Origin of the sequence: Nocardia sp. CA-145437 (assembly GCF_050956485.1) — a bacterium.
Taxonomy (GTDB): domain Bacteria; phylum Actinomycetota; class Actinomycetes; order Mycobacteriales; family Mycobacteriaceae; genus Nocardia.
In genome coordinates this window covers 4,801,337-4,814,990 of record NZ_CP191204.1, presented here as the reverse complement: position 1 = coordinate 4,814,990, position 13,654 = coordinate 4,801,337, and the positions used below count along the sequence as shown (strand labels likewise).

General features: G+C 71.4%; 15 protein-coding genes. 11 read left to right on the top strand and 4 right to left on the bottom strand.

Translation table 11 applies throughout. From position 1 onward, the window contains the following. The first annotated feature begins 113 nt into the window (after positions 1 to 113). Positions 114 to 1,172: an NAD-dependent epimerase/dehydratase family protein gene (locus tag ACQPYY_RS22435; RefSeq protein WP_433590881.1), complete on the top strand. Its 1,059-nt coding sequence runs from the start codon at positions 114 to 116 to the stop codon at positions 1,170 to 1,172. 15 nt (positions 1,173 to 1,187) lie between these two features. Here ACQPYY_RS22435 and ACQPYY_RS22430 read toward each other — a convergent pair whose 3' ends face one another. Then, positions 1,188 to 2,573 carry a hypothetical protein gene (locus ACQPYY_RS22430; RefSeq protein WP_433590880.1) on the bottom strand — a complete coding sequence of 462 codons (1,386 nt, stop codon included), beginning with the start codon at positions 2,571 to 2,573 and terminating at the stop codon, positions 1,188 to 1,190. Positions 2,574 to 2,698: 125 nt separating this feature from the next. Here ACQPYY_RS22430 and ACQPYY_RS22425 point away from each other — a divergent pair, with 125 nt between their 5' ends. The 4 genes from ACQPYY_RS22425 to ACQPYY_RS22410 are packed head-to-tail and all read left to right on the top strand — an operon-like array spanning position 2,699 to position 5,749. Further along, positions 2,699 to 3,361 carry a glycosyltransferase family 2 protein gene (locus ACQPYY_RS22425; RefSeq protein ID WP_433590879.1) on the top strand — a complete coding sequence of 221 codons (663 nt, stop codon included), beginning with the start codon at positions 2,699 to 2,701 and terminating at the stop codon, positions 3,359 to 3,361. Next, entirely contained in the window at positions 3,358 to 4,071 is a 714-nt protein-coding gene (locus ACQPYY_RS22420) for a TIGR04282 family arsenosugar biosynthesis glycosyltransferase (RefSeq protein WP_433590878.1), read from the top strand. Before ACQPYY_RS22425 ends, ACQPYY_RS22420 begins: the two co-directional genes overlap by 4 nt. 26 nt (positions 4,072 to 4,097) lie before the next feature. Continuing rightward, positions 4,098 to 5,297 (top strand): molybdopterin-dependent oxidoreductase, encoded by a 1,200-nt coding sequence (locus ACQPYY_RS22415; RefSeq protein WP_433590877.1) that lies wholly within the window; start codon positions 4,098 to 4,100, stop codon positions 5,295 to 5,297. Further along, positions 5,294 to 5,749: a hypothetical protein gene (locus tag ACQPYY_RS22410; protein WP_433590876.1), complete on the top strand. Its 456-nt coding sequence runs from the start codon at positions 5,294 to 5,296 to the stop codon at positions 5,747 to 5,749. The genes ACQPYY_RS22415 and ACQPYY_RS22410 overlap by 4 nt, the downstream gene beginning before the upstream one ends. Here ACQPYY_RS22410 and ACQPYY_RS22405 read toward each other — a convergent pair. Together ACQPYY_RS22405 and ACQPYY_RS22400 are read right to left on the bottom strand one after the other, a co-directional pair. Continuing rightward, on the bottom strand, positions 5,673 to 6,707 hold the full coding sequence (locus tag ACQPYY_RS22405) for a sensor histidine kinase (RefSeq protein ID WP_433590875.1): 1,035 nt from the start codon (positions 6,705 to 6,707) through the stop codon (positions 5,673 to 5,675). The two genes, ACQPYY_RS22410 and ACQPYY_RS22405, sit on opposite strands and share 77 nt — an antisense overlap. Then, the gene (locus ACQPYY_RS22400; protein ID WP_433590874.1) at positions 6,697 to 7,395 is read right to left on the bottom strand and encodes a response regulator transcription factor; all 699 of its coding nucleotides are present in this window, start codon (positions 7,393 to 7,395) and stop codon (positions 6,697 to 6,699) included. The genes ACQPYY_RS22405 and ACQPYY_RS22400 overlap by 11 nt, the downstream gene beginning before the upstream one ends. A 284-nt stretch (positions 7,396 to 7,679) precedes the next feature. Between ACQPYY_RS22400 and ACQPYY_RS22395 the strand changes: the two genes are divergently transcribed. Beyond that, entirely contained in the window at positions 7,680 to 8,888 is a 1,209-nt protein-coding gene (locus ACQPYY_RS22395; protein WP_433590873.1) for a low temperature requirement protein A, read from the top strand. Positions 8,889 to 8,911: 23 nt separating this feature from the next. Here the strand turns inward: ACQPYY_RS22395 and ACQPYY_RS22390 are convergent, their stop codons facing one another. Beyond that, positions 8,912 to 9,631: a DsbA family oxidoreductase gene (locus ACQPYY_RS22390; RefSeq protein WP_433590872.1), complete on the bottom strand. Its 720-nt coding sequence runs from the start codon at positions 9,629 to 9,631 to the stop codon at positions 8,912 to 8,914. Between the two features lie 176 nt (positions 9,632 to 9,807). Here ACQPYY_RS22390 and ACQPYY_RS22385 point away from each other — a divergent pair, with 176 nt between their 5' ends. From ACQPYY_RS22385 to ACQPYY_RS22365, 5 genes are all read left to right on the top strand, one after another. Next, the gene (locus tag ACQPYY_RS22385; protein ID WP_433590871.1) at positions 9,808 to 10,992 is read left to right on the top strand and encodes an NAD(P)/FAD-dependent oxidoreductase; all 1,185 of its coding nucleotides are present in this window, start codon (positions 9,808 to 9,810) and stop codon (positions 10,990 to 10,992) included. A gap of 15 nt (positions 10,993 to 11,007) precedes the next feature. Then, positions 11,008 to 11,919 carry an RNA polymerase sigma-70 factor gene (locus ACQPYY_RS22380; protein WP_379106692.1) on the top strand — a complete coding sequence of 304 codons (912 nt, stop codon included), beginning with the start codon at positions 11,008 to 11,010 and terminating at the stop codon, positions 11,917 to 11,919. 123 nt (positions 11,920 to 12,042) lie between these two features. Next, positions 12,043 to 12,312, top strand: a complete 270-nt coding sequence (locus ACQPYY_RS22375; RefSeq protein WP_433590870.1) for a DUF3761 domain-containing protein — start codon at positions 12,043 to 12,045, stop codon at positions 12,310 to 12,312. Positions 12,313 to 12,392: 80 nt separating this feature from the next. Continuing rightward, positions 12,393 to 13,016 (top strand): DNA-3-methyladenine glycosylase, encoded by a 624-nt coding sequence (locus ACQPYY_RS22370; RefSeq protein ID WP_379106688.1) that lies wholly within the window; start codon positions 12,393 to 12,395, stop codon positions 13,014 to 13,016. A gap of 88 nt (positions 13,017 to 13,104) precedes the next feature. Continuing rightward, positions 13,105 to 13,650 (top strand): Clp protease N-terminal domain-containing protein, encoded by a 546-nt coding sequence (locus ACQPYY_RS22365; protein WP_379106686.1) that lies wholly within the window; start codon positions 13,105 to 13,107, stop codon positions 13,648 to 13,650. The last annotated feature ends 4 nt before the right edge of the window (positions 13,651 to 13,654 follow it).

Sequence of the window (13,654 nt, the reverse complement as noted above, 5' to 3'; positions counted from 1 at the left end):
CGCGTGGCAAGACCCCCCGTGCCGGCCCGCCGCGATCTGACCAAATCGTGACGAACCCGGCGACCTCGGCCGGTCCGGGCGCATTCCGGCGGCACTGCGGCCAGAATCGCCGCATGCGTGTACTCCTGACCGGCGCAGCCGGGTTCATCGGCTCGCACATCCACCGCGCGGCGCTCGCCGCCGGCCACGAGGTCGTCGCGGTCGACCTCATGCTCGCCGCCGCCCACGGCCGCGACGCCGCCCCGCCGCCCGGCGTCATCCAGGCCGACGTCCGCGACCCGGACGCCCTGGCCGAGCTGCTGACCGGCGTCGGCGCGGTCTGCCACCAGGCGGCCGTGGTCGGCGCGGGGGTGAGCGCGCAGGACGCGCCCGCCTTCGCCAGCCACAACGACCTCGGCACCGCGGTCCTGCTCGCCGCCATGGACCGGGCCCGCTGCCGCCATCTGGTGCTGGCCTCGTCCATGGTGGTCTACGGCGAGGGACGCTACGTCGACTCCGCGGGCGACCCGGTCGACCCGGCCCCGCGCACCCGCGCCGACCTCGACGCCGGGCGCTTCGACCACCGCGGCCCCGACGGCCGCCCACTGTCCTGGGCGCCGATCGACGAGGACGCGCCGCTGCGGCCGCGCAGCCTCTACGCCGCCTCCAAGGTCGCGCAGGAGCATTACGCGACCGCCTGGGCCGCGGCCACCGGCGGCACCGTCACCGCACTGCGCTACCACAATGTCTACGGCCCCGACATGCCCAGGGACACACCGTATTCCGGTGTCGCCGCCATCTTCCGGTCGGCGCTCGAGGCAGGCGAGGCCCCGCGCGTCTTCGAGGACGGCACCCAGGCCCGCGATTTCGTGCACGTCCGCGATATCGCCGCCGCCAATGTGGCCGCCCTCGAACAGCCGCTGACGGCGTTCACCCCGCTCAATATCGCCTCGGGAATTCCCATCACGATCGGCGACGTGGCGGCCACCCTGGCCACCGCGTGCGGGGGCAAACAGCCGGTGGTGACCGGCGAATACCGCTCCGGCGACGTCCGCCACATCGTGGCCGGACCCGAACGGGCCCGGCGCGCACTGGGTTTCACCGCCGCCGTCACCCCGACCGCGGGCCTGGCCGAATTCTCGTCCGCGCCGTTGCGCGCCGCCTGCGGGGAGGGGGCGCCTACCTGGCGGTGAATCCGCTCGCCGCGGTCACCAGTTCGTCAGGATCAGATGATTGACGATCAGCGCCCCCGCCGCCTGCACCACGAGCCAGAACCGGGCACTGTGGCGGGGGAGCAGTGCGGTCGCCGCCAGCGCCCACACGTCGAAGGGCAGCCAGATCCGTTCCGTCTCGGCCTTGCTCAACCCACTGATGTCGGCGATCAGGATCGCGGTGAGCCCGGCTCCCGCCATCAGCGCGGCGGGATCGACGTGAGTACGCCAGCGCGACAACCATTCCCGTAGCGGGCGTACCGGCGGGATCTCCAGCTCGACCAGGACCCGGCAGCCGGCCGCGGCGGTGGCCAGACCTACCGCGCACACCGTCGCGGCCAGATTGCCCCACACCCAGTACCCGTACGGCCGCTCGTGCGCGATGCCCTGGTAGTACCGCTGCACCACCAGGTGATAGCCGGTCAACCACCAGAACCCGGCCGCCGCGAAGGCCGCCACCACCGCCAGCGCTCCCGCGAGCGCCGGCAGCGCGGGCCGCGGTGACCGCGCCAGCAGCACCGCCGCGGCCGGAATCGCCATCAGCACAAGGCCGTAACTCAGGAACACGGTGAACCCGAACAGCAAGCCCGACCCCAGCGCGGCCGCGATCCAGCCCCGCTCGAGCCGGGTGGCGAGCGCCAGCAGCGCCACTGCCCACGCCGCCACGCCCGCGAACAAGCCGTCGGCCGAGACCGCGATCCAGATCGCCGCGGGCAGCAGGGCCAGGAACGGCGTCGCCGCGCGCGCCCGATGCTCGGCGCCCAAGGCCCGCAAGGTGAACGGCACCGCGGCCACCGCGCTCGTCCCCACGACCAGGCACACCAGGCCCGCCCACGCCCCGCCGCCCAGCCCGATCCGGTCCAGCAGCACGAACACCAGCAGCGCCCCCGGCGGATGCCCGGACACGTGCGTGGTCCACGAGTCGGGCTGGAAATCCAGGATGCGGCCGGAGAATCCGCGCACCATGGCCCCGATGTCGTGCACCCCGCCGACCTCGTGCAGGTACTCGTCGCGGGTGGTGAGCCGCCCCGCGAAGCCCCGCTGCCAGCCGTCGACCATGGCCAGCGCGAACGCCCACGCCGCCGCCGTCGCCCAGGTGGCCAGCAGCAGCCGCCCGAACGACAGCCGCCGCGCCAGGTCCGGGCCGAACCGCACCACCGCCGCCGCGATCGCCACCGCCGGGACCGTGCCCCAGCCCAGATGCGGGAGCCAGCCGCCGAAGAGCGGTGCGGCCCCGGCGTACAACGTGTCCCGCCAGGGTTTGCCCTCGATTCGCGGAATCAGGAAGGCGGCCAGGACGAGAACGAAGGCCGCGAGTGCGCCGTAGCCGTCGACGCGAGTGGAGACGTAGCGCGCGACCCTCGTCGCGGAAGCGTTCGCCATGCCGGAAACCATAGGCCCCGAAACCCGCCGGAACTGTCCGGATCGACATTCTTGCTGCTCCCGTCATACTTTCGTCATGCGTGTCCCGGCGGTCGAATGCCCCGTTTGGGCTTACCGTCGAGGCCATGACCGAGTTGGACTCCGAGCCCGGGGTCACGGTGGTGATCCCCTGCCGGGACGAGGCGGAAGCCCTGCCCGGCGTACTGTCGGCGATTCCCATCGGGTACCGGGTGATCGTGGTGGACAACGGCTCCACCGACGGCACCGCGGCGGTGGCCCGCGCGGCGGGCGCGACCGTGGTGACCGAATCGATGCCCGGATACGGCAGCGCCGTCCAGGCCGGCGTCGATGCCGCCCGCACCGAACTGGTCGCCGTCCTCGACGGCGACGGCTCCCTCGACCCGGGCGAACTACCCCGGCTGGTGGCCGAATTCCGCCCCGACGTCGACATGGTGGTGGGCCGCCGCCGCGCCGTCCCCGGCGCGCTGCCGGTGCACGCGCGAATCGGCAACTGGGCCTTCGCTTTCCGGCTGCGCCGCCGGTACGGCCTACCGGTGCACGATATCGCCGCCATGCGCGTCACCCGCCGCGACCGATTGCAGGCGCTCGGCCACCTGCACGCCCGGTCCGGATATCCGCTGGCGTTGCTCACCGGCGCGGCCCGTGCGGGCTGGCTGGTGCTGGAGCGCGACATCACCTATCGGCCGCGGACTCACGGCGAGTCCAAGGTCTCCGGTTCCTGGCGCGGCACCCTGCGGGCCGCCCGTGACTTCTGGAGTGTGCGATGACCACCGACATAGACCACGCCCCGCTCGACGACACCGTTCCCGCCACCCTGCTCATCATGGCCAAATCGCCCATCCCGGGCTTCGCCAAAACCCGCCTCACCCCGCAGTTCTCGCCGGTCGACGCCGCCTACCTGGCGGCCTGCGCCCTGCTCGACACCCTGGACGCGGTGCGCGAGAGCGGCATCCGCCACCCTGTCGTCGCCTGGACCGGTGACCTGGACCGGGCCGAGCGCTCGGTCGAACTGAACGCGGCGCTGCGCGAAGTAACCGTGATCCCGCAGCGCGGCGACAGCTTCGGCGAGCGCCTCGCCCACGCCCACGTCGACGCCGCCGAGTTCGGCGTCCCGGTGCTGCAGATCGGCATGGACACCCCGCAGGCCGACCCGGTCCTGCTCGCCCGCTCGGCCGCCCGCCTGGTCGCCACCGGCGACACCGTCCTCGGACCGGCCACCGACGGCGGCTGGTGGGCGCTGGGCCTGTCCGGGCCGCGCGCCGCGCATCTGCTCGCCGACATCCCCATGTCGACCGACCGGACCGGCGAGCTCACCGCGACTGCCCTGCGGCACAGCGGATTACGGGTGCACGCGCTGCCCACGCTCACCGACGTCGACACCTATGCCGACGCCGTCTCGGTGGCGGCGGTGTCCCGGGGCCGCTTCGCCCGCGCCGTCACCGAGCTGGTGACCACGAAAATGCCTGTCCCACTCTGATATTCAGTTCTCGAAAGGAGCCCGCGGTGTTGCCGAGCCAGCCCACCGAAACCGCGGACGCCGGTCCCGACCCGATCGGGCCGCCCGAACTACTGCTGCCGGAAAGGCTCTCCCGCCGGTGGAGTCCGGGCCGCTCGACGGCCGTGGCCGCGCGCACCGGCCTGGCACTCGGGGCGGGAATCACGATCCTGTTCGTGACGGGGCTGATCAGCCACCTGATCCAGCATCCGCCCGACTGGTTCTGGTGGCCCGCCCACCCGGTGTGGCTGTATCGGCTCACCCAGGGCACGCACGTCACGGTCGGGGTCATGATGATCCCGCTGCTGCTGGTGAAACTCTGGTCGGTGTATCCGCGGTTCTTCATCAAACCGTCGCTGCGGCGCGGACTCCCGGAGGCGCTGGAGCGGTTGTCGGTGGCGGTGCTCATCGGCGCGGTGCTGTTCCAGATCGTGACGGGCCTGTTCAATACCGCGCAGAACTACCCGTGGAAGTTCTTCTTCACCACCACGCATCACGCCATGGCCTACGTGGCCTTCGGGGCCGTCGCCGTGCACCTGGCGGTCAAGCTTCCCGTCGTGCGTCAGGCGCTGTCGAGACCTGTCGACGAGCCCACTGATGAAGAAGTGCCCCACGGTATTTCGCGGCGAACCGTCTTGGCGGCGGCCGGGCTGGGCGCGGTGGTGACCGGCATCGCGGTGGTCGGGCAATCGGTTCCGTTCCTGCGCTGGACGTCACTGCTGGCCCCGCGCAGTGGCGAAGGACCGCAGGGAATTCCGATCAACAGGACGGCAGCGGCGGCAGCCGTCACCGAGATGGCTCGCTCGCCGCAGTACGCACTGACCGTCAAAGTCGGTGGCCGGGAAAGCGTCTTCTCCCGCACCGAGCTCGAAGCCCTGCCGCAGTACGACAGCGCGCTACCGATCGCCTGCGTCGAGGGCTGGAGCGCCCAGGGCCGCTGGTCCGGCGTACGCCTGCGAGACCTGCTGGCCCGGGCCGGTGACTATGGCGGCGGCGATGTGCGTTTCGTGTCGCTGGAGACCACCGGCATCTACGGTTCCTCCGTGCTGCCGCACACCCACGTCGTGGATGCCGCCACCCTGATCGCACTGCGTCTCAACGGCGAAGATCTGACCTTGGACCACGGCTACCCCTGCCGGCTCATCGCCCCGAACCGGCCCGGCGTACTGCAGACCAAATGGCTGAAGACCATCGAGGAAATCGCGTGACGACCATTCGAATCCTGCTCGGCGCGCTCGGAATCGGCTGTGCCGCCTACGGGGTGGACCTGCTGCTGGCGATGAGCACCACCGACCTGCGCTCGATCGCGCTGTGGTTCGTCGGCGCGATCCTGGCCGAGAACCTGATCTTCGGCCCGGTCGCCGCCCTCGCGGGCACGCTCGGCCACTCCGTGCTCCCCGCCCGCTGGTGGCCCGTCTTCACCGTCGGCGCGTTCGTCAGCCTCGCCCTGATCCTGCTCGCGATCCCGGTCCTCGGCCGCGAGGGCGCGGTTCCCGGCAACGACACCATCCTGGACCGGAATTACACCGTCGGCCTGCTGATCTCGCTGACCGTGGTCTGGGCGGTGGCCGCCGCCTGCCTGCTCACCGCCGCCCGGCGGAGTCCAGCAGCGGCAGCCGGATCTCGAATCGCGACCCCTCCGGACGGTTCCGCGCCGTGATGTCGCCGTGGTGCGCGGCCACCAGCCCGGCCGCGATGGCCAGCCCCATCCCGCTGCTGCTGCCCAATTCGGCCGCGCCGGGGGAGCGGGCCGAACTGCCGCGATAGGCGACCTCGAAGATGCGCGGCAGATCGGTCTCGGAAATGCCCGGCCCGGTGTCGTCGACCCGCGCCCACGCCTGCCCGTCCGTCGCGCCGGCCGACATGTCGATGCGCCCGCCGGGCGGGGTGTGCGCGATGGCATTGGCCACCAGATTTGTCAGCACCCGGCCCAGCGCCCGCTCACTGCCCGCCACCAGCAGCTTGTCGGCGGGCTGGGTGGCAGACAAGGTGATTCCGGCGCGCGCGGCGGTCGGCTGGTTGGTCGCCAGCACCTCGTCGATCACCTCGCGCAGGTCCACCGGCTCCAGATGCAGTCGCAGCGCCCCCGCGTTGATCTTCGACATCTCGAACAGGTCGTCCACCATGGCCGAGAGCCGATTCGTCTCGCGCACGATCTGATCCGCGTACCGGCGCACCTCCTCCGGCCGCGTCACCACCCCGTCCTCGAGCGCCTCACCCATGGCGCGGATCCCCGCCAGCGGCGTCCGCAGATCGTGGCTGACCCACGCCACCAGCTCGCGCCGCGACCGTTCGGCGGCGCGCTCCTGCTCGAGCATCTCGCGCTCCCACACCGTGGCGCGGGCCTGCTCGCGGCCCAGCAGGATCGCCGCGGGCACCGTCACCGCGGTGACCACCGCCAGCACCACGGCGGTGCGCTCGAATTCGGCGCCGAACATCAGACCGCTCACCGCGACGACGCCGCACAGGGTGGCCAGCGTCGGAATCAGCACCAGCACGGCCATACTCGTGGTCATGGCGCGACCGCGGGTGTAGCGCAGCAGCAGCGCGCCGATCACCACCACCGGCAGCGTGCCCGCCAGCGCGTACCCGATCAGGCCGGGCGTGTCAGTCGGCATCGCTCGCCTCCGCACCGAGATCGGCTCGGCCCCAAGCGTATCCGCGACCCCACACCGTCTCGATTCGATGCGCGGAACCCAGCTTGGCCCGCAACCGCTTGACGTGCACGGTGACCGTCGACAGATCCCCGAAACTCCAGCCCCACACCTCGGCCAGCAGCTCCTGGCGGCTGAACACCCGCCGCTGATGCGCGAGCAGGAAAGCCAGCAGATCGAATTCGCGGGCGGTCAGCTCGACCGGCGACCCGCCCGCCGTCACCGTCCGCGCCGCCCGATCCAGCTCCACCCCGTCGCCGCGCAACACCTCCTCGGCCACCGGCTGCGGATGCGTCCGCCGCAGCACCGACGCCACCCGCAACGCCAGCTCCCGGGGACTGAACGGCTTGGTCACGTAATCATCGGCCCCCGCCTGCAATCCGATCACCCGGTCGTCCTCCTCCCCGAGCGCCGTCAACAGAATGATCGGCAGCTCCGGCCGCGCCCCCGCCCGCACCGCGCGCGTCAACTCGATCCCGTCCGGCCCCGGCATCATCACATCCAGCACCGCCAGATCGACATCGTCGCGCGCCAACGCCGTCGCGGTCGCCGCCCCGCCCGCGGTCTCCACCACCTCGAGCCCATCGCGCTCCAGATACCGCCGCACCACCTCCCGCACCACGGGATCGTCGTCCGCCACCAGAATCCGCATCGCCTCACAACTCCCGATCGACCTGCCACCCCGACTCCACCCTAGGTGGCCGACCCGGCAAAACCACCTGGTCGAGGCCATGTCACCCCGCACGTCATGGTTTCGTCACCCGTGCAGCCCGCCCCGCGTCGGTGAGCGGACCGCGGCGAGTTCACGTTCGGATCGATCTGCGCGCGACAAGCTCCACCGCGCGGGTGGCCTGGTCTGTCGCAATCGGGCCCGCGGCGGTCGGGTGTGGCGCGGCAAATGCGGCGGGGGCGGCGGGGCGGCTCTACGATCTGCACGTGACCAGCGAAATGTCCGGTTCGGCGCGCGAGCTCGAGGCCGAAGGGGGACAGGTCCGGGCCTCGACCCTGGAACTGTTCTTCGACCTCGTGTTCGTCTTCACCATCACCCAGCTCACCCACGCCTTCACCCATCACCCGGGCTGGGCCGAACTCGGGCACGTGGCACTGATGTTCGCCCTGATCTGGTGGATGTACAGCGGGTACGTGTTCCTCACCAACGAGGTCGCGCCGAACAGCTCTTCCCGGCGCACCTTCCTGCTGCTGGGCATGTTCGGGTTCTTCGTCATCGCCATCGCCGTCCCGAGCGCGTTCGGCGGCTCCGGGCTGGCGTTCGGGCTCGGATACCTGTTGGTGAACACGGTGCACAGCTTCATGTTCGCGACCTCGGGCGGTGCGGGAGCCAGTTCGGCGATGTGGCGGCTGGCGCCGCTCAACGGCCTGTGCGCGCTGCTGGTGCTGGCGGGCGGCATCACCCACGGCGGCCTGCGGACCGTGCTCTGGTCGGCCGCCGTCGTGATCCAGGTGGTGTCGCCGTATCTGATCCGCGTCGAGGGATTCGCGGTGCGCCCCAGCCACTTCTGCGAACGCCACGGCCTGGTCGTGATCATCGCGCTCGGCGAATCCGTCATCGCCATCGGCGCGAACCTGACCGGCATGGACCTCACCGTCGGCCTCGTCGCGACCGCTGGCCTCGGCCTCACCCTCGGCTATGTGCTGTGGTGGGCCTACTTCGGCTTCGACGACGAACGCGGCGAGCACGCCCTGCGCGCGCTGCCCGGCCCCGCCCGCATCCGCCCGGCCGTCTACGCCTACGGCTATTCGCTGTTCGTGCTGATCCTCGGCATCATCCTGACCGCCGCGGGCATCTCGATGACCATCGCGCACGGCAACGAACCCGCGAGCATCGCAGCGGCCCTGGCCCTTTCGGGCGGCGTCGCGGTCTTCTTCGTCGGCCAGGCCCTGTTCCGGCTGGCGCTGCGCATTCCTCGGGCCTGGCTGCGGTTGGTCGGGGCGGTCGCGGTGCTGGCCACCACGCCGCTGGGCATCGTCTGGGTGGCGTGGGGTCAGCTGGTGCTGCTGATGGTCGTCGCCTACGGCTTCGTCATCGCCGACGACGTCCTGCGCCTCCGCTCCGGCGAGCGCAGCGCCTACATTCCGACGGTGGACGCGGTCGGCTTCCGGATGCACCGCGGCAGCGGGCGCTGACGCTCACCGCCGCGGTGGCCTGCTCAATCCCGCTGCGGCACAGCGCAACCGTCGGGCCCGCAGGCGTCGCCGTCCGCGACCATGGCCAGCTCGGGCGCCTGATCGCTCCAGGCCTGCTCCAGCGCCTGCGCGAACACCTCCGGCGGCTGCGCGCCCGACACCCCGTACTTGCGATCCAGCACGAAGAACGGCACCCCGCGGGCCCCGAGCCGTGCCGCCTCGGCCTCGTCGGCGCGCACCGCGTCCGCGTAGGCCTCGGGATCGGCGAGCACCGCCCGCACCGCCGCCTCGTCGAATCCGGCCGAGGCCGCCACCTCGACCAGCCGCTCGGTGTCACCGAACAGCGCCCGCTCCTCGGCGAAGTTGGCCGCGTACAAGGCGTCCAGCATCTGCTCCTGACGGCCCTGCTCCAGCGCGAAGTGCAGCAGCCGGTGCATATCGAAGCTGTTGCCGAAATCGCGGCCGGAGGTGACGTAGGTCAGCCCGGCCGCCTCGGCCTGCGCCCCGAGACCGCGCTCGTTGGCGGCGGCCTGCGCTTCGCTGATCCCGTACTTTTCCGCGATGTGCGGGACCACCGCGTCGCTGTGATCCTTGGGCAGCGTCGGGTCCAGCTCGAAGGACCGGTGCACCACCGTCACGGCGTCCTTGTGCGGGAAGGCGTCGAGCGCCTCCTCGAATCGCCGCTTGCCCAGGTAGCAGAACGGGCAGTTGATATCGGTCCAGATCTCGACCTGTACGGCCATCGCACCTCACTCCGACGCTGTTGTCGCAGGCCGGGGGCCCGGCCATCCCCTGTCCCAACCGGTCGCCTGACCCGAATGTTCCGTGGTGACCCACATCACATCGCCTGACTGTCACGTTCTCGGGGGCTGTCCTGTCCCATAGCCGACCCAGCAGGAACGACCCCACGGAGCCGATCATGAACGCCACCACCACAACCCACGAGATCGTCATCCTCGGCGCGGGCTACACCGGCATGATGGCCGCCGCCCGCCTCGCCCGCCGCACCCGCAAGCTCGAGGTCCGCATCACCCTGGTGAACCCCTCCGACCGCTTCACCGAGCGCCTGCGCATGCACCAGATCGCCGCCGGACAGGAACTGGCCGACCACCGCATCCCCGACGTGCTGGCCGGATCGGGCGTGGCCTTCCACCGCGCCGCCGCCGTCGCCCTCGACCCCGCCGCCCGCGTCGTCACCCTCGACGACGGCGAAGAACTGCGCTACGACACCCTGATCTACGCGCTGGGCAGCAGCACCGACACCGCGACCGTCCCCGGCGCCGACCACCACGCCTGGACCCTCAACGACCCGCGCCGCGCCCGCCGCTTCTCGCAGCGCCTCACCGAGATCGCCGCGACCGCCGGCACCGTCACCGTGGTCGGCGGCGGCCTGACCGGCATCGAGGCCGCCACCGAGATCGCCGAGGCCCACCCCGGCCTGACCGTCACCCTGGTCAGCGCCGCCGAGCCCGGAAACATGATGGGCGACAAGGCCCGCGCCCACCTGAACCGCGCCCTCGACCGTCTCGGCATCGTCCGCCACACCGGCGTCCAGGTCGCCAAGGTGCTGCCCGACGCCGTCCGCCTGACCACCGGCGAACTCCTCGCCTCGCACCTGACGCTGTGGACCGCGGGCGTGCGCGTGTCGCCGCTGGCCGAGCAGGCCGGAATCGCCGTCGACGACCGCGGCCTGATCCTCACCGACACCACCCTGCGCTCGGTCTCGCACCCCGACATCCTGCCCATCGGCGACGCCGCCGCGATCCGCATGCCCTTCGGCGTCCTGCACGGCACCTGCCAGAGCGGCATCCCCACCGGCGCGTACACCGCCGACGCCGTCGCCCGACGCCTGCGCGGAAAGACCGTGAAGCCCTTCCGTTTCGGCTACCTGCACCAGCCGGTCAGCCTGGGCCGCCACGACGCCGTCATCCAGTTCACCAACGCCGACGACACCCCGCGCCGCTGGTACCTGAAGGGCCGCGCCGCCGTCGCCTACAAGGAGATGGTCAGCGCCAGCCCGGTGCCCAGCTACAAGCTGAGCAAGCACATGACCGTCAGCGCGCAGCTCAGCAATGGTGGCCGTGCGACCCGCGGCCTGGCATGAGGTAGGTATGTGTCCATGCAGGACGATCCGATCGACCCCTTCGTCGCCCACCGCCGGCTGCTGTTCGGCACCGCGTACCAGATGCTCGGCACCGTGACCGACGCCGAGGACGTCCTGCAGGACGCGTGGATCAAATGGCATGAGGTGGACCGGGATTCGGTCACCCATCCCAAGGCCTACCTGGTCCGTACCGTCACCAACCTGGCCCTCAACCGCCTCACCTCCGCCCGCGCCACCCGCGAGACCTACGTCGGCCCGTGGCTGCCCGAACCCCTGCTCACGAACACCGCCGACGCCGCCGAGGAGACCGACATGGCCGACACGGTCTCCACCGCCATGCTCGTCGTCCTCGAAACCCTCAGCCCCGTCGAACGCGCGGTCTTCGTGCTGCGCGAGGTATTCGGCTACTCGCACGCCGAGATCGCGGGCTTCCTGGACCGCCCCGAGGCCACCGTCCGGCAGATCTCCCACCGCGCCCGCTCCCACGTCCATTCGCGCCGGCCGCGTTTCGACACCGACCTCGCCACCCGCACCGACATCACCGACAAGTTCCTCGCCGCCGCGCACGGCGGCGACGTCAACGCCCTCATGGAACTGCTCGCCCCCGACGTCACCCTCTGGAACGACGGCGGCGGCAAGGTCACCGCCGCCCGCCGTCCCCTGTACGGCCCCGACCACGTGGCCCGCTGGCTGCTCGGCGCGATGGCGAAACCGGTCAGCGCCGGCATCCACCTCGAATCCGCCTACATCAATGGCGAACTCGGTGTGGTCGGCGTGATCGGCGACTACCGGGTGGGCGCGCTGACCTTCGATATCCGTGACGGCCGCATCGAGAACATCCGCTTCCAGGTCAACCCCGACAAACTGGCCGGAATCCAGCGGCCGGTCGGCACCGGCGAATCGGCCGCCGGATCGGTAGGCGAATAAAGAACCCGGCCGCACCGCCGTGCGGGTCCCGTACTATTCGGCGCTCGTCGGGGGCAACCGCCCCCGTGTCGAAAACGCTCATGTGCAAGGGATCTCGTAGTGAACGGTTGGACAACGCGCCGCGTGACGCGCCACATTCTGCCCTGGGCCGCCGCGGCCTTCCTCAGCACGGGCGCCGCGCTCGCCGGACCGGCGGTCGCCGCGCCGGTCCTCCACGCCGCCTGCACCGCAAGCGAATACGAGAACTCCGACGGCGCCTGCGTGCACCGTCCGGAACAGTCGGCCACCGCACCCGACGGGGCCACCGCACGCTGCAAGGACGGCACCTACAGCTTCAGCCAGCACCGCCGCGGCACCTGCTCGGGTCACCACGGCGTCGCCGAATGGCTGTAGCCACGCGGCACTGACCCGGGCCACTCGCTCGGTCGTCCCGGCACCGCGCCCGGGACGACCGTGCGGAAGAATGATCCGCCGTGAGTGCCGAAGAGCTTGCCGTCGAACCGCTGCGTGCGGCGCGGCGACTGCTCGGCGGGGTCCTGCGATCCGGTCCGGTGGCCCTGCGCATCGTGGAGGTCGAGGCCTACGGCGGGGATCCCGCCGGGCCCTGGCACGATCCGGCGGCGCATTCGGGGCGGGGCCGGACTCCGCGCAACGCGGTCATGTTCGGGCCGCCCGGGGTGCTGTACGTCTATTTCAGTTACGGCATGCACACCTGCGTCAATGTGGTCAGCGGGCCCGACGGCACCGCCAGCGCGGTGCTCATCCGGGCGGGCGAGATCATCGACGGGCACGACGTCGCACGCGGTCGTCGCCCCGCCGCCAAGACCGACGCCGATCTGGCCCGCGGGCCCGGCAATGTCGGCAGCGCGCTGGGAATCGGGCTGGACGACTACGGAACTCACCTGTTCGATCCGGACGCGCCGATCCGGCTGGAACTCGGACCCGAAGTCACCGATTCCGCCGCCGTCTCGGTGGGACCCCGGGTCGGGGTCAGCCTGGCCGCCGACCGCCCGTGGCGTCTGTGGCTGCCGGACTCCCCGGCGGTGTCGGCCTACCGGCGCAGTCCGCGCGCCCCCAAACTGGACCGATCCGCCTAGACCGCGCTTCCGGGCCGAGCCCGTATCGGTGGGCGGCCCGGAGGACTACGGTGGATTGATCGACAGCTCACCCCTAGGTGGAAGCCCCATGTTCGAACGGTTCACCGATGCGTCCCGCCGCGCCATCGTGCTCGCCCAGGAGGAAGCCCGGGCACTCGGGCACGACTGGATCGGCACCGAGCACCTGCTGCTCGGCGTCATCGCCGGCGACGACCCGATCGCCGCCCGCGTGCTCGGCGACCTCGGCCTCGACGTCTCCAGCGTGCGCGAACGCATCCGGCAGGCGGTCGGCGAACACGAGCAGAAACCGCTCAGCGGGCACGTGCCCTTCACCCCGCGCTCCAAGAAGGTCCTCGAAGGATCACTGCGCGAGGCGATGCGGCTGCGGCACAACTACATCGGGCCCGAGCACATCCTGCTCGCCCTGATCGAGGAGGGCGACGGCATCGCCCCGCAGATCCTGATCAGCCTCGGCGCCGAACCCGCCGACATCCGCTCCCGCGTGTCCCGCGTCGCCGACGGGCCCCTCGCCGGTCCCGCCCAGGCCCCCGAATCCGATCTGCGCCGGCGCATCGCGGATCTGGAGGCCCGGGTCACCGAACTGGAGCGATTACTGGGCGCCCAGGCCGGATGAGGAC

Excerpts from the sequence above, each read along its gene's own strand:
- ACQPYY_RS22390 (WP_433590872.1), bottom strand. The coding sequence starts at position 9,631 with ATGGCCGTACAGGTCGAGATCTGGACCGATATCAACTGCCCGTTCTGC.
- ACQPYY_RS22380 (WP_379106692.1), top strand. The coding sequence starts at position 11,008 with ATGCAGGACGATCCGATCGACCCCTTCGTCGCCCACCGCCGGCTGCTG.
- ACQPYY_RS22385 (WP_433590871.1), top strand. The coding sequence starts at position 9,808 with ATGAACGCCACCACCACAACCCACGAGATCGTCATCCTCGGCGCGGGC.
- ACQPYY_RS22365 (WP_379106686.1), top strand. The coding sequence starts at position 13,105 with ATGTTCGAACGGTTCACCGATGCGTCCCGCCGCGCCATCGTGCTCGCC.
- ACQPYY_RS22430 (WP_433590880.1), bottom strand. The coding sequence starts at position 2,573 with ATGGCGAACGCTTCCGCGACGAGGGTCGCGCGCTACGTCTCCACTCGC.
- ACQPYY_RS22425 (WP_433590879.1), top strand. The coding sequence starts at position 2,699 with ATGACCGAGTTGGACTCCGAGCCCGGGGTCACGGTGGTGATCCCCTGC.
- ACQPYY_RS22435 (WP_433590881.1), top strand. The coding sequence starts at position 114 with ATGCGTGTACTCCTGACCGGCGCAGCCGGGTTCATCGGCTCGCACATC.
- ACQPYY_RS22405 (WP_433590875.1), bottom strand. The coding sequence starts at position 6,707 with ATGCCGACTGACACGCCCGGCCTGATCGGGTACGCGCTGGCGGGCACG.
- ACQPYY_RS22400 (WP_433590874.1), bottom strand. The coding sequence starts at position 7,395 with ATGCGGATTCTGGTGGCGGACGACGATCCCGTGGTGCGGGAGGTGGTG.
- ACQPYY_RS22420 (WP_433590878.1), top strand. The coding sequence starts at position 3,358 with ATGACCACCGACATAGACCACGCCCCGCTCGACGACACCGTTCCCGCC.